This window comes from Cytobacillus sp. FSL H8-0458 (assembly GCF_038002165.1).
Taxonomy (GTDB): Bacteria; Bacillota; Bacilli; order Bacillales; family Cytobacillaceae; genus Cytobacillus.
Window position 1 is genome coordinate 3,127,284 of sequence record NZ_JBBOBR010000001.1, and the last position, 17,959, is coordinate 3,145,242.

The 17,959-nt window shown below is 43.0% G+C and carries 20 protein-coding genes; 9 read left to right on the forward strand and 11 right to left on the reverse strand.

The genetic code is table 11. The annotated features are described in order from the left end of the window. Nucleotides 1-13 precede the first annotated feature (13 nt). Nucleotides 14-184 carry a small, acid-soluble spore protein K gene (locus NYE23_RS15350; protein ID WP_048011772.1) on the forward strand — a complete coding sequence of 57 codons (171 nt, stop codon included), beginning with the start codon at nt 14-16 and terminating at the stop codon, nt 182-184. 19 nt (nt 185-203) lie between these two features. Continuing rightward, nucleotides 204-362, forward strand: coding sequence for a YpzG family protein (locus tag NYE23_RS15355; protein WP_009335831.1), 159 nt, complete (start codon nt 204-206; stop codon nt 360-362). Between the two features lie 59 nt (nt 363-421). On the opposite strand, the gene NYE23_RS15360 is transcribed toward NYE23_RS15355, so the two are convergent. Then, a complete protein-coding gene (locus tag NYE23_RS15360; RefSeq protein ID WP_341079063.1) occupies nt 422-751 on the reverse strand; it encodes a YfhH family protein in 330 nt (109 codons plus the stop codon). Between the two features lie 193 nt (nt 752-944). Between NYE23_RS15360 and NYE23_RS15365 the strand changes: the two genes are divergently transcribed. Further along, on the forward strand, nt 945-1,616 hold the full coding sequence (locus NYE23_RS15365) for an SDR family NAD(P)-dependent oxidoreductase (RefSeq protein ID WP_341079065.1): 672 nt from the start codon (nt 945-947) through the stop codon (nt 1,614-1,616). A gap of 18 nt (nt 1,617-1,634) precedes the next feature. Here NYE23_RS15365 and recX read toward each other — a convergent pair whose 3' ends face one another. Continuing rightward, a complete protein-coding gene (recX, locus tag NYE23_RS15370; protein ID WP_341079066.1) occupies nt 1,635-2,438 on the reverse strand; it encodes a recombination regulator RecX in 804 nt (267 codons plus the stop codon). A 104-nt stretch (nt 2,439-2,542) separates the two neighbouring features. Between recX and NYE23_RS15375 the strand changes: the two genes are divergently transcribed. The 3 genes from NYE23_RS15375 (at nt 2,543) to NYE23_RS15385 (ending at nt 3,930) form a co-directional block, all read left to right on the forward strand. Continuing rightward, nucleotides 2,543-3,448 (forward strand): TIGR01777 family oxidoreductase, encoded by a 906-nt coding sequence (locus NYE23_RS15375; protein ID WP_341079067.1) that lies wholly within the window; start codon nt 2,543-2,545, stop codon nt 3,446-3,448. 74 nt (nt 3,449-3,522) lie between these two features. After that, nucleotides 3,523-3,648 carry a YfhE family protein gene (locus NYE23_RS15380; RefSeq protein WP_019383498.1) on the forward strand — a complete coding sequence of 42 codons (126 nt, stop codon included), beginning with the start codon at nt 3,523-3,525 and terminating at the stop codon, nt 3,646-3,648. Nucleotides 3,649-3,741: 93 nt separating this feature from the next. Then, nucleotides 3,742-3,930 carry a YfhD family protein gene (locus NYE23_RS15385; protein ID WP_341079068.1) on the forward strand — a complete coding sequence of 63 codons (189 nt, stop codon included), beginning with the start codon at nt 3,742-3,744 and terminating at the stop codon, nt 3,928-3,930. Nucleotides 3,931-4,644: 714 nt separating this feature from the next. Here the strand turns inward: NYE23_RS15385 and NYE23_RS15390 are convergent. Next, a complete protein-coding gene (locus tag NYE23_RS15390) occupies nt 4,645-5,148 on the reverse strand; it encodes a DoxX family protein (RefSeq protein ID WP_076260318.1) in 504 nt (167 codons plus the stop codon). 309 nt (nt 5,149-5,457) lie between these two features. On the opposite strand from NYE23_RS15390, the gene NYE23_RS15395 reads away from it, so the two are divergent. Together NYE23_RS15395 and NYE23_RS15400 are read left to right on the forward strand one after the other, a co-directional pair. Beyond that, nucleotides 5,458-6,519: a M20 family metallopeptidase gene (locus NYE23_RS15395; RefSeq protein ID WP_341079069.1), complete on the forward strand. Its 1,062-nt coding sequence runs from the start codon at nt 5,458-5,460 to the stop codon at nt 6,517-6,519. 74 nt (nt 6,520-6,593) lie between these two features. Further along, nucleotides 6,594-7,259: a vWA domain-containing protein gene (locus tag NYE23_RS15400; RefSeq protein WP_341079070.1), complete on the forward strand. Its 666-nt coding sequence runs from the start codon at nt 6,594-6,596 to the stop codon at nt 7,257-7,259. Between the two features lie 67 nt (nt 7,260-7,326). Here the strand turns inward: NYE23_RS15400 and NYE23_RS15405 are convergent, their stop codons facing one another. The 8 genes from NYE23_RS15405 to NYE23_RS15440 form a co-directional block, all read right to left on the reverse strand. Next, complete coding sequence (locus NYE23_RS15405; protein ID WP_341079071.1) at nt 7,327-9,156, reverse strand: ABC transporter ATP-binding protein; 1,830 nt, start codon at nt 9,154-9,156, stop codon at nt 7,327-7,329. Next, nucleotides 9,149-10,885, reverse strand: coding sequence for an ABC transporter ATP-binding protein (locus NYE23_RS15410; protein WP_341079072.1), 1,737 nt, complete (start codon nt 10,883-10,885; stop codon nt 9,149-9,151). Before NYE23_RS15410 ends, NYE23_RS15405 begins: the two co-directional genes overlap by 8 nt. Nucleotides 10,886-11,047: 162 nt before the next feature. After that, on the reverse strand, nt 11,048-12,028 hold the full coding sequence (locus NYE23_RS15415) for a glycerophosphodiester phosphodiesterase family protein (RefSeq protein WP_341079073.1): 981 nt from the start codon (nt 12,026-12,028) through the stop codon (nt 11,048-11,050). A 105-nt stretch (nt 12,029-12,133) separates the two neighbouring features. Continuing rightward, nucleotides 12,134-12,844, reverse strand: coding sequence for an ABC transporter ATP-binding protein (locus NYE23_RS15420; RefSeq protein WP_341079074.1), 711 nt, complete (start codon nt 12,842-12,844; stop codon nt 12,134-12,136). Beyond that, nucleotides 12,837-13,610 carry an ABC transporter ATP-binding protein gene (locus NYE23_RS15425; RefSeq protein ID WP_341079075.1) on the reverse strand — a complete coding sequence of 258 codons (774 nt, stop codon included), beginning with the start codon at nt 13,608-13,610 and terminating at the stop codon, nt 12,837-12,839. Before NYE23_RS15425 ends, NYE23_RS15420 begins: the two co-directional genes overlap by 8 nt. Then, nucleotides 13,582-14,559, reverse strand: a complete 978-nt coding sequence (locus NYE23_RS15430) for a branched-chain amino acid ABC transporter permease (protein ID WP_048011759.1) — start codon at nt 14,557-14,559, stop codon at nt 13,582-13,584. Before NYE23_RS15430 ends, NYE23_RS15425 begins: the two co-directional genes overlap by 29 nt. Before the next feature lie 12 nt (nt 14,560-14,571). Beyond that, nucleotides 14,572-15,447: a branched-chain amino acid ABC transporter permease gene (locus NYE23_RS15435; protein WP_048011758.1), complete on the reverse strand. Its 876-nt coding sequence runs from the start codon at nt 15,445-15,447 to the stop codon at nt 14,572-14,574. A gap of 79 nt (nt 15,448-15,526) precedes the next feature. Continuing rightward, entirely contained in the window at nt 15,527-16,681 is a 1,155-nt protein-coding gene (locus NYE23_RS15440) for an ABC transporter substrate-binding protein (protein ID WP_341079076.1), read from the reverse strand. Nucleotides 16,682-16,942: 261 nt separating this feature from the next. Between NYE23_RS15440 and NYE23_RS15445 the strand changes: the two genes are divergently transcribed. Next, on the forward strand, nt 16,943-17,860 hold the full coding sequence (locus tag NYE23_RS15445; protein WP_341079077.1) for a proline dehydrogenase family protein: 918 nt from the start codon (nt 16,943-16,945) through the stop codon (nt 17,858-17,860). Nucleotides 17,861-17,959 lie beyond the last annotated feature (99 nt).

The following is a 17,959-nucleotide window of genomic DNA, read 5'->3' on the forward strand; positions in this document are numbered from 1 at the left end:
TAGGAGGCATGTTATGCGCAATAAAGCGAGAAATTTCCCAAATCAGAACAATATAAAATTGGAGGGGGAGCCGCGGGCAAAAGCAGAGTATGCTTCACGCCGGGCTGATGGCACGATTAACACACACCCTCAGGAACGAATGAAAGCTTCAACAGACCGCGAAAGTGACACACCTGAATTTTAAAATACAGGGAGGCTTGGTTATGGGAAACAGCAAAAACTTTTTTGGTGATAATCCTTATTCCAGTCCGTTTACTTCACCGCACTTTAGGCCAAAACGTGCACATTCACAAGTAAATGGCGAGACCCAGCAAACTCAAGACCTCATTATTTTAAAGCGGCAGATTCGCAAAAACTCTTAAGGTGAAACATCAAATCAGGGGGGCTTTCCCCCTCTGATTGCATTTAACTCCACGTCAGGTCATCCTTTTTTCTCTAATTTTTTCAGCATGGAAATGGGCAGAGCCTCTTCGCCTTTGCTTCCGTTCAGCCGGAATCCCCAGGCAAATACTCCATTCATATAGTCAATCTTAAAGTAAACACCCGGATCCCCGTCAATTTCATAAATTTCACCAGGTAAAAAGGCTTCTGGATTGAGCAGGTAGGATTTCGCCATTATGACTTTGCGTTCAAGCACGGCAAACTCATTTACCATCCCCATCTGTTCCGCTTTCCTTGCTTTTTCATTTAAACTGGCAATTTCCTGCTGAAGCTCATACGTAGACATCATACTGTATCTTTTTTCCTGCATAAAGAGATCCTCTTACTTTCTTCAGATAGTAGTCAAGCTGATGATATGCAAATTTACTGTTACTCCACACAGCTAAGTATATGAGAAAATGCCTGTTAAGAAAAGGCTCCTGCTTTTTGTTTTGATGCATTTCGCAAGTAATGGACTTTTTTGCTAAGATGGTGGTTATAAGACGTTTCGAAGGAGGATTAATATGAAGTCAGTCATCATTACCGGCGCGGGGTCGGGTTTAGGAAAAGAGCTTGCTTTATTATTTGCCAAACAGGGATTTCATACTATTTTAACAGGCAGGACATTAGACAAGCTGCAGAGCGTGGAACAGGAAATTCATGAAGCAGGCGGAAGCGCTCAATCCTATACAGCAGATATCACACAAACCAAAGAGATCAGCAAATTGATGACGCAAATCCAAAATTATGAACTCTATGGCCTGATAAACAATGCCGGGGTTGGACATTTCGGGCCTTTTAACAGCCTTTCAGAGCAAGACATTCAGGATATGTTCGAAACTAACACGCTGGGCACTATCTATATGACACAGGCAGTCCTGCCCTTCTTAAAAGAAAAAAACGAAGGCCTGCTGATGAATATCATTTCGACCGCGGGCTTAAAAGGAAAAGTAAATGAATCCGTGTATGTGGCAAGCAAATTCGCTGTAAGAGGCTTTACTGAAAGCCTTCAGAAGGAACTGGAGAATACAAATATTAAAGTTAAAGCTGTTTATATGGGCGGCATGGACACTCCTTTCTGGGATGAAAGTGACCATATCAAGGACAAATCGAGGCTTCGTTCTCCTAAAGAAGTGGCAGAAATGATTCTGGATCATATGGAAGAAGACTCAATTGTCATCGAGTCAAAAGAATAACACATGGGCTTCCATGTGTTATTCTTCTTCACTTAAAAATTGCTCTATTAAATCAAAAGAAAAACCTTTTCTGAACAAGGCTTGTTTCATTTTTTGCGTATATTCGAACTCAGGAAGGTTCGCATATTTCTTCCTCGCTTTTTCCGCCTGAAACCTCAGGGCTGCCAGTTCTTCATCCTCTTCTTTATCAATCTCTGTTTCAGTTATGGCTTCTTGAATGATGTCGAAATTAAAGCCTTTGCGCATTAACATCTGTTCGAGCTTTTGTTTAAGGATTTTTGATGAATCACGGGCATATTTCTTGGAATACTTTTCACACAGCCTTATGGCGGCAGCTACCTCAGCATCCCATGGATATTCCTCCAATGCCACTTCGATTAATTGAGGGGAAATCCCTTTTTCCTTTAGTTCTGTGCGGATGAGACCTTTTCCTTTATCTGATGTGTTCATTTGTGTACGCACAAAAGCAGCTGCAAATTCCTCATCATTTAAAAAATGGTAATCATACAATTTGTGGATAACTTCCTGAATAACCGGTTCTTCCACTTCTTTTTCAGCTAAATGTTTGCGGACTTCGGTTTCTGAGCGCATTCTTCTGGATAAATAATGAATAGCCCTGTTATAGGCTTTCCTAATATCATCCTGGTATCCAATTTCATTTAAAGAGAATTCATCAAGCTCCATTCCCTTTTTGAGCTGATGCTTAATTAAAACATCTTCATCCACACTAAATGCATATTCTTCACCTTTCCCATAATCCATATATATATTGTAACGGTCTGTGTTTTTTTTCTGAACTGTGATTTTCGTAATAGTCGGCATTTTCTCCACCTCTTATCTTAAATGTAACACATCCAAAAAAGGATTTTGAAAGAAAACGTCGTAAAATGTACCAAAGTATATGACACTTGAAAGGGGAATTTCCCATGAGAATAGCCATCGCCGGCGGAACTGGTTTTGTTGGAAGCGCCTTAGTTAAAAAATTACTGGATAAAAAACATGAACTATTTATTCTTACAAGAAACACAGCTGATAAACACTCTTCTAAAAATTTGAATTATGTACAATGGCTGAACGATGTTGACTCACCTGAGGATGCTCTGGAAGGCATTGACGTGTTTATCAACCTGGCTGGTGAGTCCATTAACAGCGGGAGATGGACAGATGAACGTAAAAAGCGTATATTAAACAGCCGCATTACAGCCACAAGGGAAGTTCTCCGCATTATTAGCCGCCTTGAAGAAAAACCGTATACATTAATCAATGCCAGTGCGGTCGGCTACTATGGCACATCCCAAAATGAAACCTTTACAGAAGCCAACAGGAAAAACGGCACTGATTTTTTAGCTGAAACAGTAAGAAGCTGGGAAGAAGAGGCCTTCAAAGCAGAAGAATTTGAAGTCCGGACCGTTTTTTGCAGATTTGGAATCATTCTTGAAAAGAACGATGGAGCCCTTCCGCGAATGGCCCTTCCCTACAAGCTATTTGCCGGGGGGACTGTCGGAACAGGTGATCAATGGGTTTCCTGGATTCATTTAGATGATGTTGTAAACGGGATCCTTTATTGCATTGAACACGAGCAGCTTCAGGGTCCCGTTAACTTTACATCTCCACATCCCCTGACAATGAAAGAATTTGGAAAAATACTTGGTGAAGTCCTTAATCGTCCCCACTGGCTGCCCGCTCCCGGTTTTGCTTTAAAAATAGCTCTCGGAGAGATGAGTACCCTGGTATTAGAAGGGCAAAAAGTGCTTCCTGAAAAATTGCAGACATTCGGCTATGACTTCTTATATCCGAATTTAAGGTCAGCTCTCAGGAATATTTATCAATGAAATTTGTATCATTTATGTCAAATAAGGGAAAAATAAGGTAAGTGTGTACCCTTATTCTGAAAGGATGATGCAAAGTGGATAAAAAGAAAAGAGACAAATCCAAAAGCACTTTATCAAGCATGCAGGAAGTCACTTATTCAAGAGAATTCAAACGGGCTGACAAAGCTGGCGGATTTGCAGGCAGACAGTCTAAACATTAATTTCCACTCATACCGCCATGATCGATGGTACATGATAAAGGTACGGAAACACCTGAGTTTCCGTACCTTTATTGCTGAAAGGGGTTATTTGCAATGGGCCGTGCACATGGACATAAAACTCGTGATAAAAACAAAGCATCACTTCCACAAGTACCGAAAAACATGAAATCTGACGGCATTGACGTAGAATTTAACCGCGAACTCGCCGATCAGGATGATCTCGAGGCAATGGCACGTTCCAAGGCTGCCGATCAGCGGGCAAAAAGCCGACAAAAACGCTAAGCCAAAGGGTAAAAAAGAAGCAGGGACAACAGGTTCCTGCTTCTTCCTATTTCTGCTTAGTGAGTGTGTGCTTCTCTTTTACCTATGCCGTGACCGCCCCCCGACAATCACCAGAGAGTCTCCCGAAAAGGGTTCTTAGCCTTTTCTGGGAGGATTGCCCGAAGTTGGACGTGAATGCCCAGGACGACAGGCATTAGTCGTTTCCTGCAGAAGGTATTTCCCTAAAAAAAAGATACACTTATGACCCCGTGTTCTTAGGAGAGCAACTAGACAAGCTTCTGACCACGACGCGGGAATGTGCGTTGAAACAATTCAGCTATTCATGACGACCATTTTCACCCATGGCTTTTGATTTTGGGATTCATGAAGGCTTCATGGCGACCGTTTTCACCCTAGGCTTCAGATTTTGGGATTCATGAGGGCTTCATGGCGACCGTTTTCATCCAAGGCTTCAGATTTTGGGATTCATGGTGACCTTTTTCACTCAAGGCTTCAGATTTTAGGATTCATGAGTGCTCCATGGCTACCGTTTTCATCCAAGGCTTAAGATTTTAGGCTTCATGAGTGCTCCATACCTACCATTTTCACTAAAGGCTTTTAATTTTGGGCTTTATGAGGACTCAATGACAACCGTTTCCAGACGTCCTATGCTTTTTTATTTTCACAGGACAAAAGAAGCAGGAAGATCAGGTTCCTGCTTCTTCTTATTTCTGCTTAGTGGGTGTGTGCTTCTCTTTTTCCTATGCCGTGACCGCCCTTCATCATTGTCTTAATATAGGGATAAGCGAATCTGTCAATTCCCCAGTAGTAAGCACCTGCGCCTGTGAATAGAAGGATGATTGCTGCTGTATACAAAATTGGGTTAGTGCTTGTTGTTCCTGCTAATAAGAAGTTTAGATTCATGAAAGCTGCTGCAATTAAAGCTGGAATGGTCGCAGCTCCAAGTATAAGTCCAATCCCGACAAGAACTTCGCCCCATGCCACTAAAGTGCTGAATAAATCCGCGTTTGGCAGTGCTACATTTTCCAGAAATCCTGCATACCAGCCCTGCACTGCTGGATGATCGCCAGCTGCTTTGGCAATGGCCCCCTGCATGAATCCGCCTGCATCAAATCCGTCTGCTACTTTATGCCATCCTGCTTCAAGCCACTGTATACCAAGCCAAACCCTTAATACTGTCCACACAACTGCTGCCTGAGGAGTTTTCCACCATTTCATCATAATCATCTCCATGTTATTAATGTGAACTATTTCACATAATTTCTTAAATTTTTTTCCCTCTTGGGGATTTAAAAAGCCGGCCAGCTCTTATGAAGAAAGATTTCTTAAGTGAAGTTATTTGTGAAACTCTTCACTAACTTTCCTCACTTATAATATACTCCTTCCTTCCCTTTTTCGCAATATACTTCACCAATTTTTCACAATTATTGGGCCATCTTAAACAAGCAGTTTTCATCCTCCCATAGCGGGAATAGTAAGAGAGTACTGTGTAAATTTATTGCTGTAATAAAGGAGGACCTTTGACATATGCTTGAAAACTTATTGAAAGATCTCATTTCCATTGAAAGCTCTTCAAAGGAAGGAGCAAACCAGGCCATTGAATATTGCCATCAATGGCTTTCAGGACATGACCTCCCTTCCAGAGTCATCGAAAATAATGGCTATAAAATGACTGTCTGTGAGATTGGAAGCGGGGATCAGACCATTATTTTCAACGGACATGTGGATGTTGTTTCAGGGAAGGATGAACAGTTCATTCCTGTTGAAGTCCGCGATAAAATTTATGGACGTGGGGCAGCGGATATGAAAGCAGGGGTTGCCGCCATGATGTGTGCAGTAAAAGAGCTCAAAAATATGCCCATAGGCGTAAAAATACAGCTTCAAATTGTTTCAGATGAAGAAATCGGCGGCTTTAATTGTTCCGGGTATTTAGCAGAACAGGGATATCGCGGCGATTTTGTCATTTGCTCTGAACCTACTCAGCTCGGAATTGCGCTCGAAGCAAAAGGAGTTATCAGGCTGGACATCGAGATTGAAGGAGACCCTGCACACGGCAGCCGCCCATGGGAAGGAGTCAATGCTATCGAAAAGGCTTTTGAAGTACATCAAAAACTATTAAAATTGCCTTTTGCAAAGGAATCATCTGAATTTTACCCATATCCTTCGATTAATCTTGCAAAAATAACCGGAGGGGATGTTTATAATAAGGTGCCTGAAAAATGTGTAATGTCGTATGATATCCGCTATTTGCCCCAACAGAATCATGAAGAGATCATCAAACAAATCGAAAATATCACAGATGGGGAAATTATCATGAATATGTTTTCAAAGCCGCTTGTGACAGCCAGAGATAATCCTTTTATCCTGATGCTTGAACCTATTGTGGAAAAGCATACCGAAGATAAAGCTGTTTTCTTTGGACAGCATGGTTCTGCGGATACTGTGTTTTTTGCCAATTACGGGATACCGGCTATCGAATTTGGCCCAACCGGCATGAACTGGCACGGTGATAAGGAATACGTTCTGCCGCATTCCATCCATTTATATGAAAAAATGCTTATCGACTTTGCTATGAAATTTTCAAATTAGAAGGCTTTTTTAATGTGAATAGCTTCCCGCTATGGTAAATTTTAGATTATATGATTAAAGGGGGATTCACAGAAATGAGCTCTATTAGTTTATTAAAAAAGTCAGCAGGCATAGTATTGGAGAAAAAGAATCTGACAAATGTCACTGCCAGAGTAGGTCTGGTGCTGGACATTTCCGGCTCCATGCGCAAGTTATATAAAAATGGGACCGTTCAGAGGGTTGTGGAGAGAATCTTAGCAGTTGCCAGTCAATTCGATGATGATGGCGCTTTGGATGTCTGGATCTATGATAATGAATTTTCCAGGCTGAAGCCGGTAACCGAACATGATTTTGAAGGATATGTGGATCAGTATATTTTAAATAATGATCTGATACACAAATTCGGAAGAAATGATGAACCTCCGGTAATGGAGGATGTCATTCAGAAATATACCTCTGAAGATCCGAGCAAAGATCCTGCCTTCATCGTTTTCATTAATGATGGCGGCTGCAAAAGAACCATCAAAAAACCCGTTGTTTCATCATCCGATAAACCATTGTTCTGGCAGTTTGTCGGGATAGGCGATTCAAACTTTGAAGTATTGGAAAAGCTGGATGAAATGGATGGCCGCTATATTGATAACGCAAATTTTTTCCACATTAAAGATGTAGAGGCCATTTCTGATAACGAACTATATGACCTCCTGCTGAACGAATTCCCGGACTGGCTAAAAGAAGCAAAAGAAAAAAATGTCATTTGATAGATTAGCGAAAAGGCGGACTTGATAGTAATCAAGTCCGCCTTTTGTGTTGGAATAACCATTGATTTCATGCATTTGCCCCTGCTGCCGCTTTACCATGCAGCCGGTAATAAAAGCCCTCCTGTTCAAGCAGTGATTCATGTGTTCCTTCCTCGATAATCCTGCCCTCTTCCAGAACAAAAATCTTATCCGCATTTTGAATGGTGTTCAGACGGTGGGCAATGACAAAGCTGGTCCTTCCTTTCATCAGCTCCTGAAGGGCATCCTGAATTTTAAGCTCTGTCACCGTATCAATGCTGCTTGTGGCTTCATCCAGAATTAATATATCCGGGTTGGCCAGAAATGCACGTGCAATGGAAAGAAGCTGCTTTTGTCCCTGACTAATGCCATTTCCGTCCTGACTTAGCACAGTATCATACCGCTGAGGAAGTTTCATGATAAATGAATGGGCATTGGCAAGCTTAGCCGCCTCCACCACTTCTTCATCTGAAGCTTCCAGCCTGCCGTAGCGGATATTTTCACGCACACTGCCGCGGAATAGAAATGAATCCTGCAGGACAAATCCCATATGCTTTCTAAGGCTTTCTTTTTTCACATCTGCGATATCCTCACCATCAATTAAAATACGACCTGAGTCACGTTCATAAAAGCGGGAGAGCAAATTTATCATGGTTGTCTTCCCAGCACCTGTCGGACCAACGAAAGCAGCAGTCTGGCCTGCATTGACATGGAGGTTTGCGTTTCTTACCGTAGTTCCGTCTTCTTCATACGAAAAAGAGACATCCTGGAATTCAACCTCTCCTTTCACTTCGTTAAGTTCTTTCAGTTGCTCTTCATGTCTGAATTCTTCATCCTCATCCATGATGTCAAAAACCCGCTCTGCTCCTGCAAGGGCAGATAGAAGGGTGTTAAATTGGTTTGCCAGGTCATTAAGCGGACGTGTAAATTGGCGGGAATACTCCGTGAACACGACAATCACACCGATTGAGATCATGCCGTTCAGGGCAAAAATGCCCCCTACCCCGGCGATTATGGCAAAGCTCAAGTTGTTCAGGACATTCATCAGCTTCGGGATAAACCCGGAATAAGTTTGAGCCCAAAACCCTGCCAGCTTAAGTTTTTCCCCTTTTTCCCGGAACTCAGCCATTACTTTCTGTTCCTGAGAAAATGTCTTGATGATCCTCTGTCCTGATATAGTTTCTTCAATAAAACCGTTCAGCTCTCCAAGATTCTTCTGCTGCTCTTTGAACAGCCTTCCTGTCCGTGCTGTAATCCATTTCATTCCAAAGAACATCAGCGGCACAATGATCAGGGTAATGAGCGTCAGCAAAGGACTTAGCCAAAGCATGACGGAGACAGTGCCAATCAAAGTCAGCAGGCTGGAAAAAACCTGGATTACTGAACTGTTCAGAGTCGAGCTGACATTTTCAATATCGTTTGTGACTCTGCTCATCAGTTCACCCTGCTGCCGCTTGTCAAAGAACGGAATAGGCAGCCTGTGCAAATGGCCAAAAAGCTTCGTTCTCATTGTAAAAACCGTTTCCTGGGCAATGCCGATCATCCAATAATTCTGAAACCAAAGGGCAAGTGAGTTCATCACATAAATGACTCCAAGCCAGATCAGTAACGCTATAAATCCATCGCTGTTCTTTGTGACAATATAATCGTCAATAGCCATTCCGACTAAATATGGGCCAAGCAGCCCCATTGCCGAGCTTATGACCACCATTAATAAAACGAGATATAACAATCCCTTATTATAGGCTAAATAGGACCAGATTCTTTTCAGTGTGGCCCCCATGTTTTCAGACTTAGGCTTTTTCCCTTTAGAAAATTCGCCTTTCAGCTCAAGAGGAATCTTTTTATGCTGGAAAGGTTCTTTAAACTGCTTAAGCATAGTTTCTTTTCTCCTCTCCAGACTGGGATTGAAAAATCCGTTTATACAATCCGGATGTTTTAAGAAGATTCTCGTGGTCTCCCTCAGCAAGAAGCACTCCATCTTCAAGCAATAGGATTCTGTCTGCTTCCATTGCTGTACTGATTTTCTGCGTAATAATCATGGTTGTACAGGCATATTGTTTCAATGAACTCAGAAGTTTTGCTTCTGTTTCCATATCAAGTGCACTTGTGCTGTCATCAAAAAGAAGGATTTTAGGCTTTCGTACAAGCGCCCGGGCAATGGAAAGACGCTGTTTTTGTCCGCCGGATAAGTTAACACCCTTTTGCCCCACTCTTGTTTCATAACCCTGCGGAAGCTTCATGATTGTTTCATGTATCTGCGCATTGACAGCTGCTTCAGTGATTTCCTCCATCGTCGCATGTTCTTTGCCCCATGAAATATTCTCTTTCACACTGCCTGTAAAGAGCAGGGCTTCCTGAGGAACAAAACCGATTTTCCTGCGGAGGTTCTCCATTTTCAATTCCCTGACATCCCGACCATCAATTTCAACCTTCCCGCCGGTCACATCATAAAGCCGGGGGATCAGCTGGAATAAAGAGGTCTTTCCGGAGCCTGTCGCACCCAATATTGCCACTGTTTCTCCGGGATGGATGATAAAGCTGATGCCATCGAGTACTTTCTCTGAAGTGCCGGGATATTCAAAAGATACATCTTTAAAGTGAATTTCCCCCCGGCTGACTGTTAATTCCTTCATATCATGAGGTTCTGAGCGGTCAGTCAATTCCACTTCAGTGTCCAATACCTCTGTTACACGGTTTGCAGATGCCCTCGCCCTTGAAAATGCCATGATAATCCAGGAAAAAATGGAGAATGCGGCCGTTATTCTGGTTGCATAGTTAACAATCGCAACTACCTCGCCTACCTTTACATCACCTGCATTTACCTGTATGCTGCCAAACCAAAGGACTCCAAGAATACTAAGATTCATAATGAAAAGCAGAGCAGGCATGGTCACTTCCATCAGACGCAATGCTTTAACGGTTCCATCTCTGAGATCCTCATTTGTGCGCGTGAAGCGTTTTACTTCATGATTTCTGCGGACAAACGCTTTAATTAGCCGGATCCCCGTCAGGTTCTCCTGCATGACACTGTTCACAGAGTCTAGCTTTTCCTGGACTGCCTTAAAAAGCGCGCCGCCTTTTCCCATTACCCAAAACAGAAATAGAAAAAGGAATGGCGCCACAGCTGATAAGATAAGAGCAAGCTTCACATCTACCACAAAAGCCATAAGAAGTCCGCCGATGATTAAGAGAGGCGCTCGCATCATGATTCGAAGGCTCATAAAAACCGTATTCTGAAGCTGCGTAATATCATTCGTCATACGGGTAATTAATGAAGAGGTCGGAAATAGATTAAAGTTGGCAAAAGAGAAGGATTGAACCTTGTCATATAAGCTTCTCCTTACATCAAAACCAAAGCTCTGGCTGACATGTGCAGCATAAAAGGAATTAATGACTCCAGCCGCAAAAGCCGCAAAAGAAGCAGCCAGCATGATCCCTCCCCACTTCACGACCTCCTGAAGGTCATTCTGCAGGATGCCTTCATCTATGATCTTTGCCATTAATAATGGCTGAATAAGCTCAACAGCAAGCTCAGTCAGCATTAATGACAGAGCTATAGCCACCGCTATCCGGTAAGGCTTAAGAAATGCCAATACTTTCGCCATTTATAGTCCCCCAAGCTGTAATTGCAGTTAATATATGTATAATAATACTCTTAAAATCCTTCGGCAAACTAAATAATCCTATCCATATCATAATCCCTTTTACAAAATTTTTAAATAATTCCATTAAAAAAATCTAAAAAACGCCTGGATTAGACCAGGCGTCTATTCTTCTTTATATTTTGAGGCAATCAGCTCAATCCTGTTTGTCCAGATGCCTCCTGAGTAGCCATCAGGGAGCCGTTTTAGGTCTTCAGGTCTGTCAAATCCTTCTGACCAGCTGCCATCCCCTGCAACCACTATAACTCTTGTACCTGCATCATCCATTCGGTTTAAGAACTTATTTGGCCATCCCCACATCAGCTTTGCATACGATTCAGGAATATGAACCTGTGTCTTTTTGCAGGCATTTGGAACATAACCTGTCCATCCCGCACCTATATATGGCAGGAGGCAATCTTTCAATGTAGCCTTAGACATAATCCGCATCCCAGGCATTTCTTCCTTCAGTGCGGCAATAGGCCTGTCTCCTCCATATACAGATATTTTCTCCAATCTGTCTGCTGGAAACATGGACAAGTATTCAGCAAGCTTTACTCCTTCCTGGGAGTCATTGCTTTTAATATGGATTAAAAGATCTCCTTCCGGGAACTCGTTAATGACTTCTTCCAGGCTTGGCATCATTCCGACCCCTTTACCGCGAAACGGATGGGTTTTTCCCTGATCGTATGTATAGCCGTATCCAATGTCCAGCTTTTTTAATTCCCCCATTGAATACTCTCTCGTATTTCCCTTTGCGTTTGTCCGGCATTCCAGCGTCCAATCATGGAACACCGCAAATTGTCCATCCTTCGTAAGCTGAATATCCAGTTCGACTACATCTGCACCTGCCTCAAAAGCCGCTTCCATGGAAGGAATCGTATTCTCAAGAAAGGTATGCTCAGGCTCGTAAATTCTCTCAGCTGTACACGTTTCTCCTGTGATCCCTTCCATATGAAAGGTCTGTGCCATTCCTCTATGAGCGAGCAGCAGCGGCTTATCGTTTCTTTCTTTCGTAAGCAGGGAGCTGTTATTTAAAAACATAAATACGCCGAGAATTAATAAAGTTATAATTATCTGTTTTAAGATTTTCTTTCTCTTATTCATTTGTCCTCCGGTTTTTGCACGATGATTTCTCACTTCAACCGATTTTATCATAATGCAATAGGTAAAAATACAAAAGGCCAAACCAAAAGATTCGGCCTCTTATATTTAACTTGATTTACGCCCCAGATAGGCTTCCATGATACGCGGATCATTCAGAAGCTTCTCTGAACTTCCCTCAGCAACCATTTTGCCTGTCTCCAGGACATACCCATAATCGGATATTTTCAGTGCCTGCCTTGCATTCTGTTCTACCAATAGAACAGTCGTGCCCGCTTCATTAATTTCTTTTATAATTTTAAAGATGTCAGCCACTATCAGCGGGGCCAGCCCCATTGACGGTTCGTCAAGAAGAAGCAGCTTTGGTTTGCTGAGGATTGCCCTCGCAATGGCCAGCATCTGCTGCTGTCCGCCGGATAATGTTCCGCCAAGCTGCTTCTGCCTTTCTTCGAGGATGGGGAAACGCTCCATAACGTTCTTAATATCCCGGTCAATTTCATTATCCTTCCGGTGGTATGCTCCCATTTCGAGGTTTTCAAGCACTGTCATTCCGGAAAGAATTTGGCGGCCTTCCGGAACAAGGGCAATCCCTTTGCGCAGCAGCTGGTCCGGCCGAAGTCCCGTTACATCCTGCCCCTGGAATTGAATGCTTCCGGCTTGAGGCTTAAGCATTCCGGAAATGGTCTTCATGGTCGTTGTCTTCCCTGCGCCATTTGCGCCAAGGATCGTAACAATACTTCCTTCTTCCACTTCGAGGCTGATGTTTTTAAGAACCTGGATTTTGCCGTAAAAAGCGTTAATCCCATTTATCTTAAGCATACATATCCTCCTCCTCACTTCCGAGATAGGCTTCGATAACATCAGGATTATTCTGGATTTCAGCAGGTGTGCCTTCAGCAATCTTCCTGCCGAAATTAAGGACGGCGATACGGTCGCATAATTTCATGACAAGCGGCATATCATGTTCAATCAGCAGGACCGTGACGCCCTGTTCCTGAATTTTTTTGATGAGTTGAAATAATTCGCTTGTTTCTGTTTCATTCATTCCGGCTGCCGGTTCATCGAGCAGCAGCAGTTGGGGAGAGCTGGCCAGGGCACGGGCAATCTCCAGCCTTCTTTGCTGGCCGTATGCGAGGCTGTCTGATACAGTTTCCGCGAAGCCGCCCAGCCCCACAAACTCTAATAGTTCATTCGCTTTGCTGCGGATTCTCTCTTCTTCCTGCCGCTGTGATTTTGTCCTGAATACACTGCTGAAAACCCCTGATTTGCTTCGGCAGTGCTCCCCAACCATCACGTTTTCTACTGCTGTCATCTGCGGAAACAGGCGAATATTCTGGAATGTCCTGCAAATGCCTTTTTTCGTTATCAGGTGCGGCTTTAAGCCATTGATATTGTCTTCATTAAAGATAATCTCGCCTGAGGTAGGAGTAAACATCGATGTTATCAGATTGAACATCGTTGTCTTCCCGGCTCCATTCGGACCAATCAGCCCAAAGATCTCACCTTGATTTATAGAGAACGAGACATCAGACAGGGCACTCAGCCCGCCAAAGTTTTTACATGCTTTTTTGACTTGAAGTACCATGCTTTTGCCTCCTCTTTGATGTTTTAAGCTTGACCCAGTTTAAAATATTTACATCAATTAATCCCTGCGGCCTGACTGCCATCATAATAATAATGATCAAACCGTAAATCATGTAGCGGTATTCGCTGATAAATCGGAGCACTTCCGGCATTACAGTTAAAAAGAGAGCCCCAAACACCGGTCCCCAGATGACTTCGCTTCCCCCGAAAACGGCGAAAATCAGAATCTCAACGGCACGGTGATAGGCAAAATCGGCAGGACTTATGTACGCAAGAACATGCGCAAATAGTGCACCTGCAAATCCGGCTACCAGTGCACCCTGTGCAAATGCCAGGACCTTATAATACGTGATATTGATGCCCATTGATTCTGCAGCTTTCTCATCCAGCTTAATCGCTGCGAAAGCCCGTCCTACTCTTGAGCGGTTCTGCCTTCTGAAAAATGCGATGATGCTGATTGTCACCCCTAATAAAATGAGGAAGATAGCCAGAAATACAAACTGGTTATTTTGAAGTCCAAGTATTTTCGGATCAAAGCCTAAGTCTTTTAACGTATTCAGCAGCTCACGGCCCATATGCGGTATGCCTGATAAACCGACAGCTCCCTTTGTCATTGACTCCCAGTTTACAAAAATAACGCGGATAACCTCTCCAAACCCGAGGGTAACAATTGCGAGATAAACACCCTGAAGCCTTAATGTCGGTATCCCGATCAGGATTCCGAAAACACCTGCCAATAAAGTGCCTGCCAGTATGCCCACAATAATCGGAAGGTCAAAATTCAGCGTCAATAGTGCAGATGTATAGGCACCGATCCCCATAAATCCTGCGTTGGCGAGCGAAAGCTGTCCAGTTGATAGAGTAATATAAATACTAACCCCTAATATAATGTTGATTAATATAAACGAAGCTACCTGTAAATAATATGGATTTATTAATTCTGCAAGCATGAGTTCACCTTCTTACGCTGAAATTTTTTGGCCAAACAATCCCTGCGGCCTGATGAGAAGTATGATGATGATGGCCGCAAAAGCGATTGCATCCTTGTATCCTGAATCGCCGTAGACAACGACAAAGGTTTCGGCCAGACCAAGGATAAGGCCCCCAGCCATCGCTCCCTTGACATTTCCCATGCCGCCAAGAATGATGATAGCGAGTCCTTTAAGCCCGATGGACAAGCCCATCTGCGGCGTAACAGAGTTAAAGGCCATTCCGACAAGGATACCGGCGATCCCGCCCATTGCCGATGCGATAATGACCGTCATTGTAATTGTTCTTTTCACATCAACACCAAGAAGGCTTGCAGTTTCCAAATTTTCAGCAGTTGCTCTTAAGGCTTTTCCTGCCTTTGTTTTTCCCAGCCAAAAAGAAAGGGCGTACATGAGCAGTACGGATATGACAAAGATGACAATCTGCACAAGATACACAGTTATCGAACCGATTTGGAAGCTTATTTCCGCAAAAGAAGCACGGAAAGGGTGGTTGCCCGGTCCAAAAATATGGTGGGACAGGTTTTCCAGCAGTATCGATACACCAATGGTGCTGATCAATGGCGCCAGATGGGATACCCCCTGTTTATTCCGAAGCGGCCTCAGGGCAAATCGCTCAAGCAAATAGCCCATTGCAGCAGTTACCGCTATCGCTGCCAGAAAGGCAAGCCAAAGCGGCCCTTTAAAAGTGGAAGTGACAACAACGCCAATAAAGGCTCCGAACATAAAAATTTCTCCGTGGGCCATATTGATAATCCCAAGCACCCCGAAAACCAATGTAAACCCAAGTGCAACAATGGCATAAATGCTGCCAAGGGTAATTCCGTTTATTAATTGTTCGATTAACACGGCATTCACCTGCTTACTAGTAATTTTCTTAAAAGTAAGCTCTGGCACTGAAGGCGCCAGAGCTTCACTTTCGCACTTTTTAGTTAAATTCCTTAAATGCTCCGCCTTCAATAACCAAAACGGTCGGATCCATCACGACATCTCCTTCTTCATCGAAAGAGAACTCTCCAAGAATTCCATTAAAGCCCTTGACCTCGGCCAGAGCATCCCGAAGTGCATCACGGTCAGCTTCACCCGCATTCTTCAATGCCTCAGCCATTATGTACAGTGCATCGTAAGCCTGTGCTGCAAACTGATCTGGCTTTTTGCCGTATTCCTTTTCATATTTACTTACAAATTCTTTGACCTTATCATCTTCTTTTTCACCATACCATGGAGTTGCCACAATGAGACCATCTGCTGCATCCCCTGCGATATTGATGACTTCAGGAGAATTAAAGCCGTTTCCTCCGACAAACGGAACCTCAATGCCCATTTTCCTGGCCTGATCCATGATGACTGCACCTTCATTGTATAGAGCAGACGCCAGAATAAGGTCCGGCTTTAAGCCTTTAATTTTTGTCAGCTGAGCATTATAATCTGATTGACCTTTTTGGAACGTTTCAATCGTTAAGATTTCAAGGCCCTTCTCTTCCGCTGCTTTTTTCATCGTGTCAAAGCCTGATTTTGTAAAAACATCATCATTTCCATATAGAATTGCTACTTTTTTAGCATCATATTTTTCAATGGCTTTATCGATTGCAGCCGGAATGGCCAATGCTTCAGGCAGCGAGTTGCGGAAGACATAGTCCCCAATTTGCGGAATCCCTTCTGCCGTTGTGGAAGTCCCCATGATCGGCACTCCGTTGAGGTCAGCTTCAGGACCCACTACATTCATTTCTGTACTTAATGTAGGCCCGATTATGGCAGTCACATTCTCTGAATTCATTAGCTTTTGTGCTGCTGTCAATGCCTGGTCCTGCTTGCCGGCGGAATCTTCTACAACAAGGTTTATCTCGACTTCACCCTTGCCATTGATTTCTTCCTTTGCGAGCTTTAAACCATTTGTGATAGCTTCGCCATAAGCTGCACCCGGCCCGCTGATATAGGAAATAACTCCAATATCCGCTTTAACCGCTCCTCCGCTGCTCTTCCCATCCTCATCCCCTGCAGCCTGGTTGCCGCCGCATGCAGATAGGACAAGCAAACTGGACAATGCTGTAAATTTAGCAAATTTCTTTAACTGCTTTCTCATTTTTTCTGACCCCCATTTTCTGAAATAAATAAATATTCAAAACTATATTACTATTTAAATACAAATGCTTGTCATTGTAAACAATAATATGGAAACTTTTCTTACATATTAATTGGCAGCGGAATATGGAAAATGCAGCCTTTCATTGTCTTCTGTCAACAATAGATTGATAGAATCTTTGTTTTTTATGAACATTGTCGTAACTTGTCACAGAATTGTAAGATTAATCTAAAGATACAACCATTGGAGGTGCTTGATAAAATGGAAGCGATTACAAGAGACTTTTTTCTATATTTATCAAAAAATAGCTTACTGAATAAAATTGCCCAGAACAGAGGCGGAAGTTTTGCTGCAGGAAAATTAATTGGCGGGGTTGATTTCAAAAGCAGCGTCCGCTTTATCAGGGATCTGAACAATCAAGGACTTTCTGTAACAGTGGACCATTTGGGAGAATTTGTTGATTCTGTTGAAGTGGCTAATGAACGGACAGAGGAATGTATTTCAACCATTGAAATGATCAGCAAAGAAGGACTTGATTCACAAGTATCCCTAAAAATGACTTCACTTGGTCTTGATATCGATCGTGATCTTGTTGTGAAAAATATGACCAGAATTCTTGATACTGCGGAGAAGCATAAGATTATGGTGACAATTGATATGGAGGATGTGCCGCGCTGCCAGGCAACGATCGATTTGTTTAAACAGTTTAAAGAGAAGTACAGCTGTGTGAGCACCGTTCTGCAGGCGTACCTGTACCGGACTGAAAAGGATCTGGAGGATCTGGGGAAATACCAGCCCTTCTTAAGACTGGTAAAAGGCGCTTATAAAGAAGCACCGGAGCACGCATTTCCTGAGAAGACAGATGTTGATGAAAACTATAAGAAATTAATAGAACAAAGTCTCTTAAACGGAAACTATACAGCAATAGCTTCCCATGATGATCAGATCATCGAGTACACAAAAGAATTAGCAAAGAAGCATAACATTTCAAACGATCGTTTCGAGTTCCAAATGCTTTATGGCATGAGGAATAAAACACAGCTGGAGCTGGCAAAGCAAGGCTATAAGATGCGTGTCTATGTGCCATACGGCATGGACTGGTACGGCTATTTCATGAGAAGGCTTGCTGAACGGCCGGCTAATATTGCATTTGCTTTTAAGGGCATTTTCAAGAAATAATATTTTTCTTCCAAAATATTAAAATATAGCTATAATAAATAGAAACCATTCATGATTTCTAGGTAATGAGAAAGCAAACCACTGCTTTCTCATCGCTTA

Excerpts from the sequence above, each read along its gene's own strand:
- NYE23_RS15350 (WP_048011772.1), top strand. The coding sequence starts at position 14 with ATGCGCAATAAAGCGAGAAATTTCCCAAATCAGAACAATATAAAATTG.
- NYE23_RS15355 (WP_009335831.1), top strand. The coding sequence starts at position 204 with ATGGGAAACAGCAAAAACTTTTTTGGTGATAATCCTTATTCCAGTCCG.
- NYE23_RS15360 (WP_341079063.1), bottom strand. The coding sequence starts at position 751 with ATGCAGGAAAAAAGATACAGTATGATGTCTACGTATGAGCTTCAGCAG.
- NYE23_RS15365 (WP_341079065.1), top strand. The coding sequence starts at position 945 with ATGAAGTCAGTCATCATTACCGGCGCGGGGTCGGGTTTAGGAAAAGAG.
- recX (WP_341079066.1), bottom strand. The coding sequence starts at position 2,438 with ATGCCGACTATTACGAAAATCACAGTTCAGAAAAAAAACACAGACCGT.
- NYE23_RS15375 (WP_341079067.1), top strand. The coding sequence starts at position 2,543 with ATGAGAATAGCCATCGCCGGCGGAACTGGTTTTGTTGGAAGCGCCTTA.
- NYE23_RS15385 (WP_341079068.1), top strand. The coding sequence starts at position 3,742 with ATGGGCCGTGCACATGGACATAAAACTCGTGATAAAAACAAAGCATCA.
- NYE23_RS15390 (WP_076260318.1), bottom strand. The coding sequence starts at position 5,148 with ATGAAATGGTGGAAAACTCCTCAGGCAGCAGTTGTGTGGACAGTATTA.
- NYE23_RS15395 (WP_341079069.1), top strand. The coding sequence starts at position 5,458 with ATGCTTGAAAACTTATTGAAAGATCTCATTTCCATTGAAAGCTCTTCA.
- NYE23_RS15400 (WP_341079070.1), top strand. The coding sequence starts at position 6,594 with ATGAGCTCTATTAGTTTATTAAAAAAGTCAGCAGGCATAGTATTGGAG.
- NYE23_RS15405 (WP_341079071.1), bottom strand. The coding sequence starts at position 9,156 with ATGCTTAAGCAGTTTAAAGAACCTTTCCAGCATAAAAAGATTCCTCTT.
- NYE23_RS15410 (WP_341079072.1), bottom strand. The coding sequence starts at position 10,885 with ATGGCGAAAGTATTGGCATTTCTTAAGCCTTACCGGATAGCGGTGGCT.
- NYE23_RS15415 (WP_341079073.1), bottom strand. The coding sequence starts at position 12,028 with ATGAATAAGAGAAAGAAAATCTTAAAACAGATAATTATAACTTTATTA.
- NYE23_RS15420 (WP_341079074.1), bottom strand. The coding sequence starts at position 12,844 with ATGCTTAAGATAAATGGGATTAACGCTTTTTACGGCAAAATCCAGGTT.
- NYE23_RS15425 (WP_341079075.1), bottom strand. The coding sequence starts at position 13,610 with ATGGTACTTCAAGTCAAAAAAGCATGTAAAAACTTTGGCGGGCTGAGT.
- NYE23_RS15430 (WP_048011759.1), bottom strand. The coding sequence starts at position 14,559 with ATGCTTGCAGAATTAATAAATCCATATTATTTACAGGTAGCTTCGTTT.
- NYE23_RS15440 (WP_341079076.1), bottom strand. The coding sequence starts at position 16,681 with ATGAGAAAGCAGTTAAAGAAATTTGCTAAATTTACAGCATTGTCCAGT.
- NYE23_RS15445 (WP_341079077.1), top strand. The coding sequence starts at position 16,943 with ATGGAAGCGATTACAAGAGACTTTTTTCTATATTTATCAAAAAATAGC.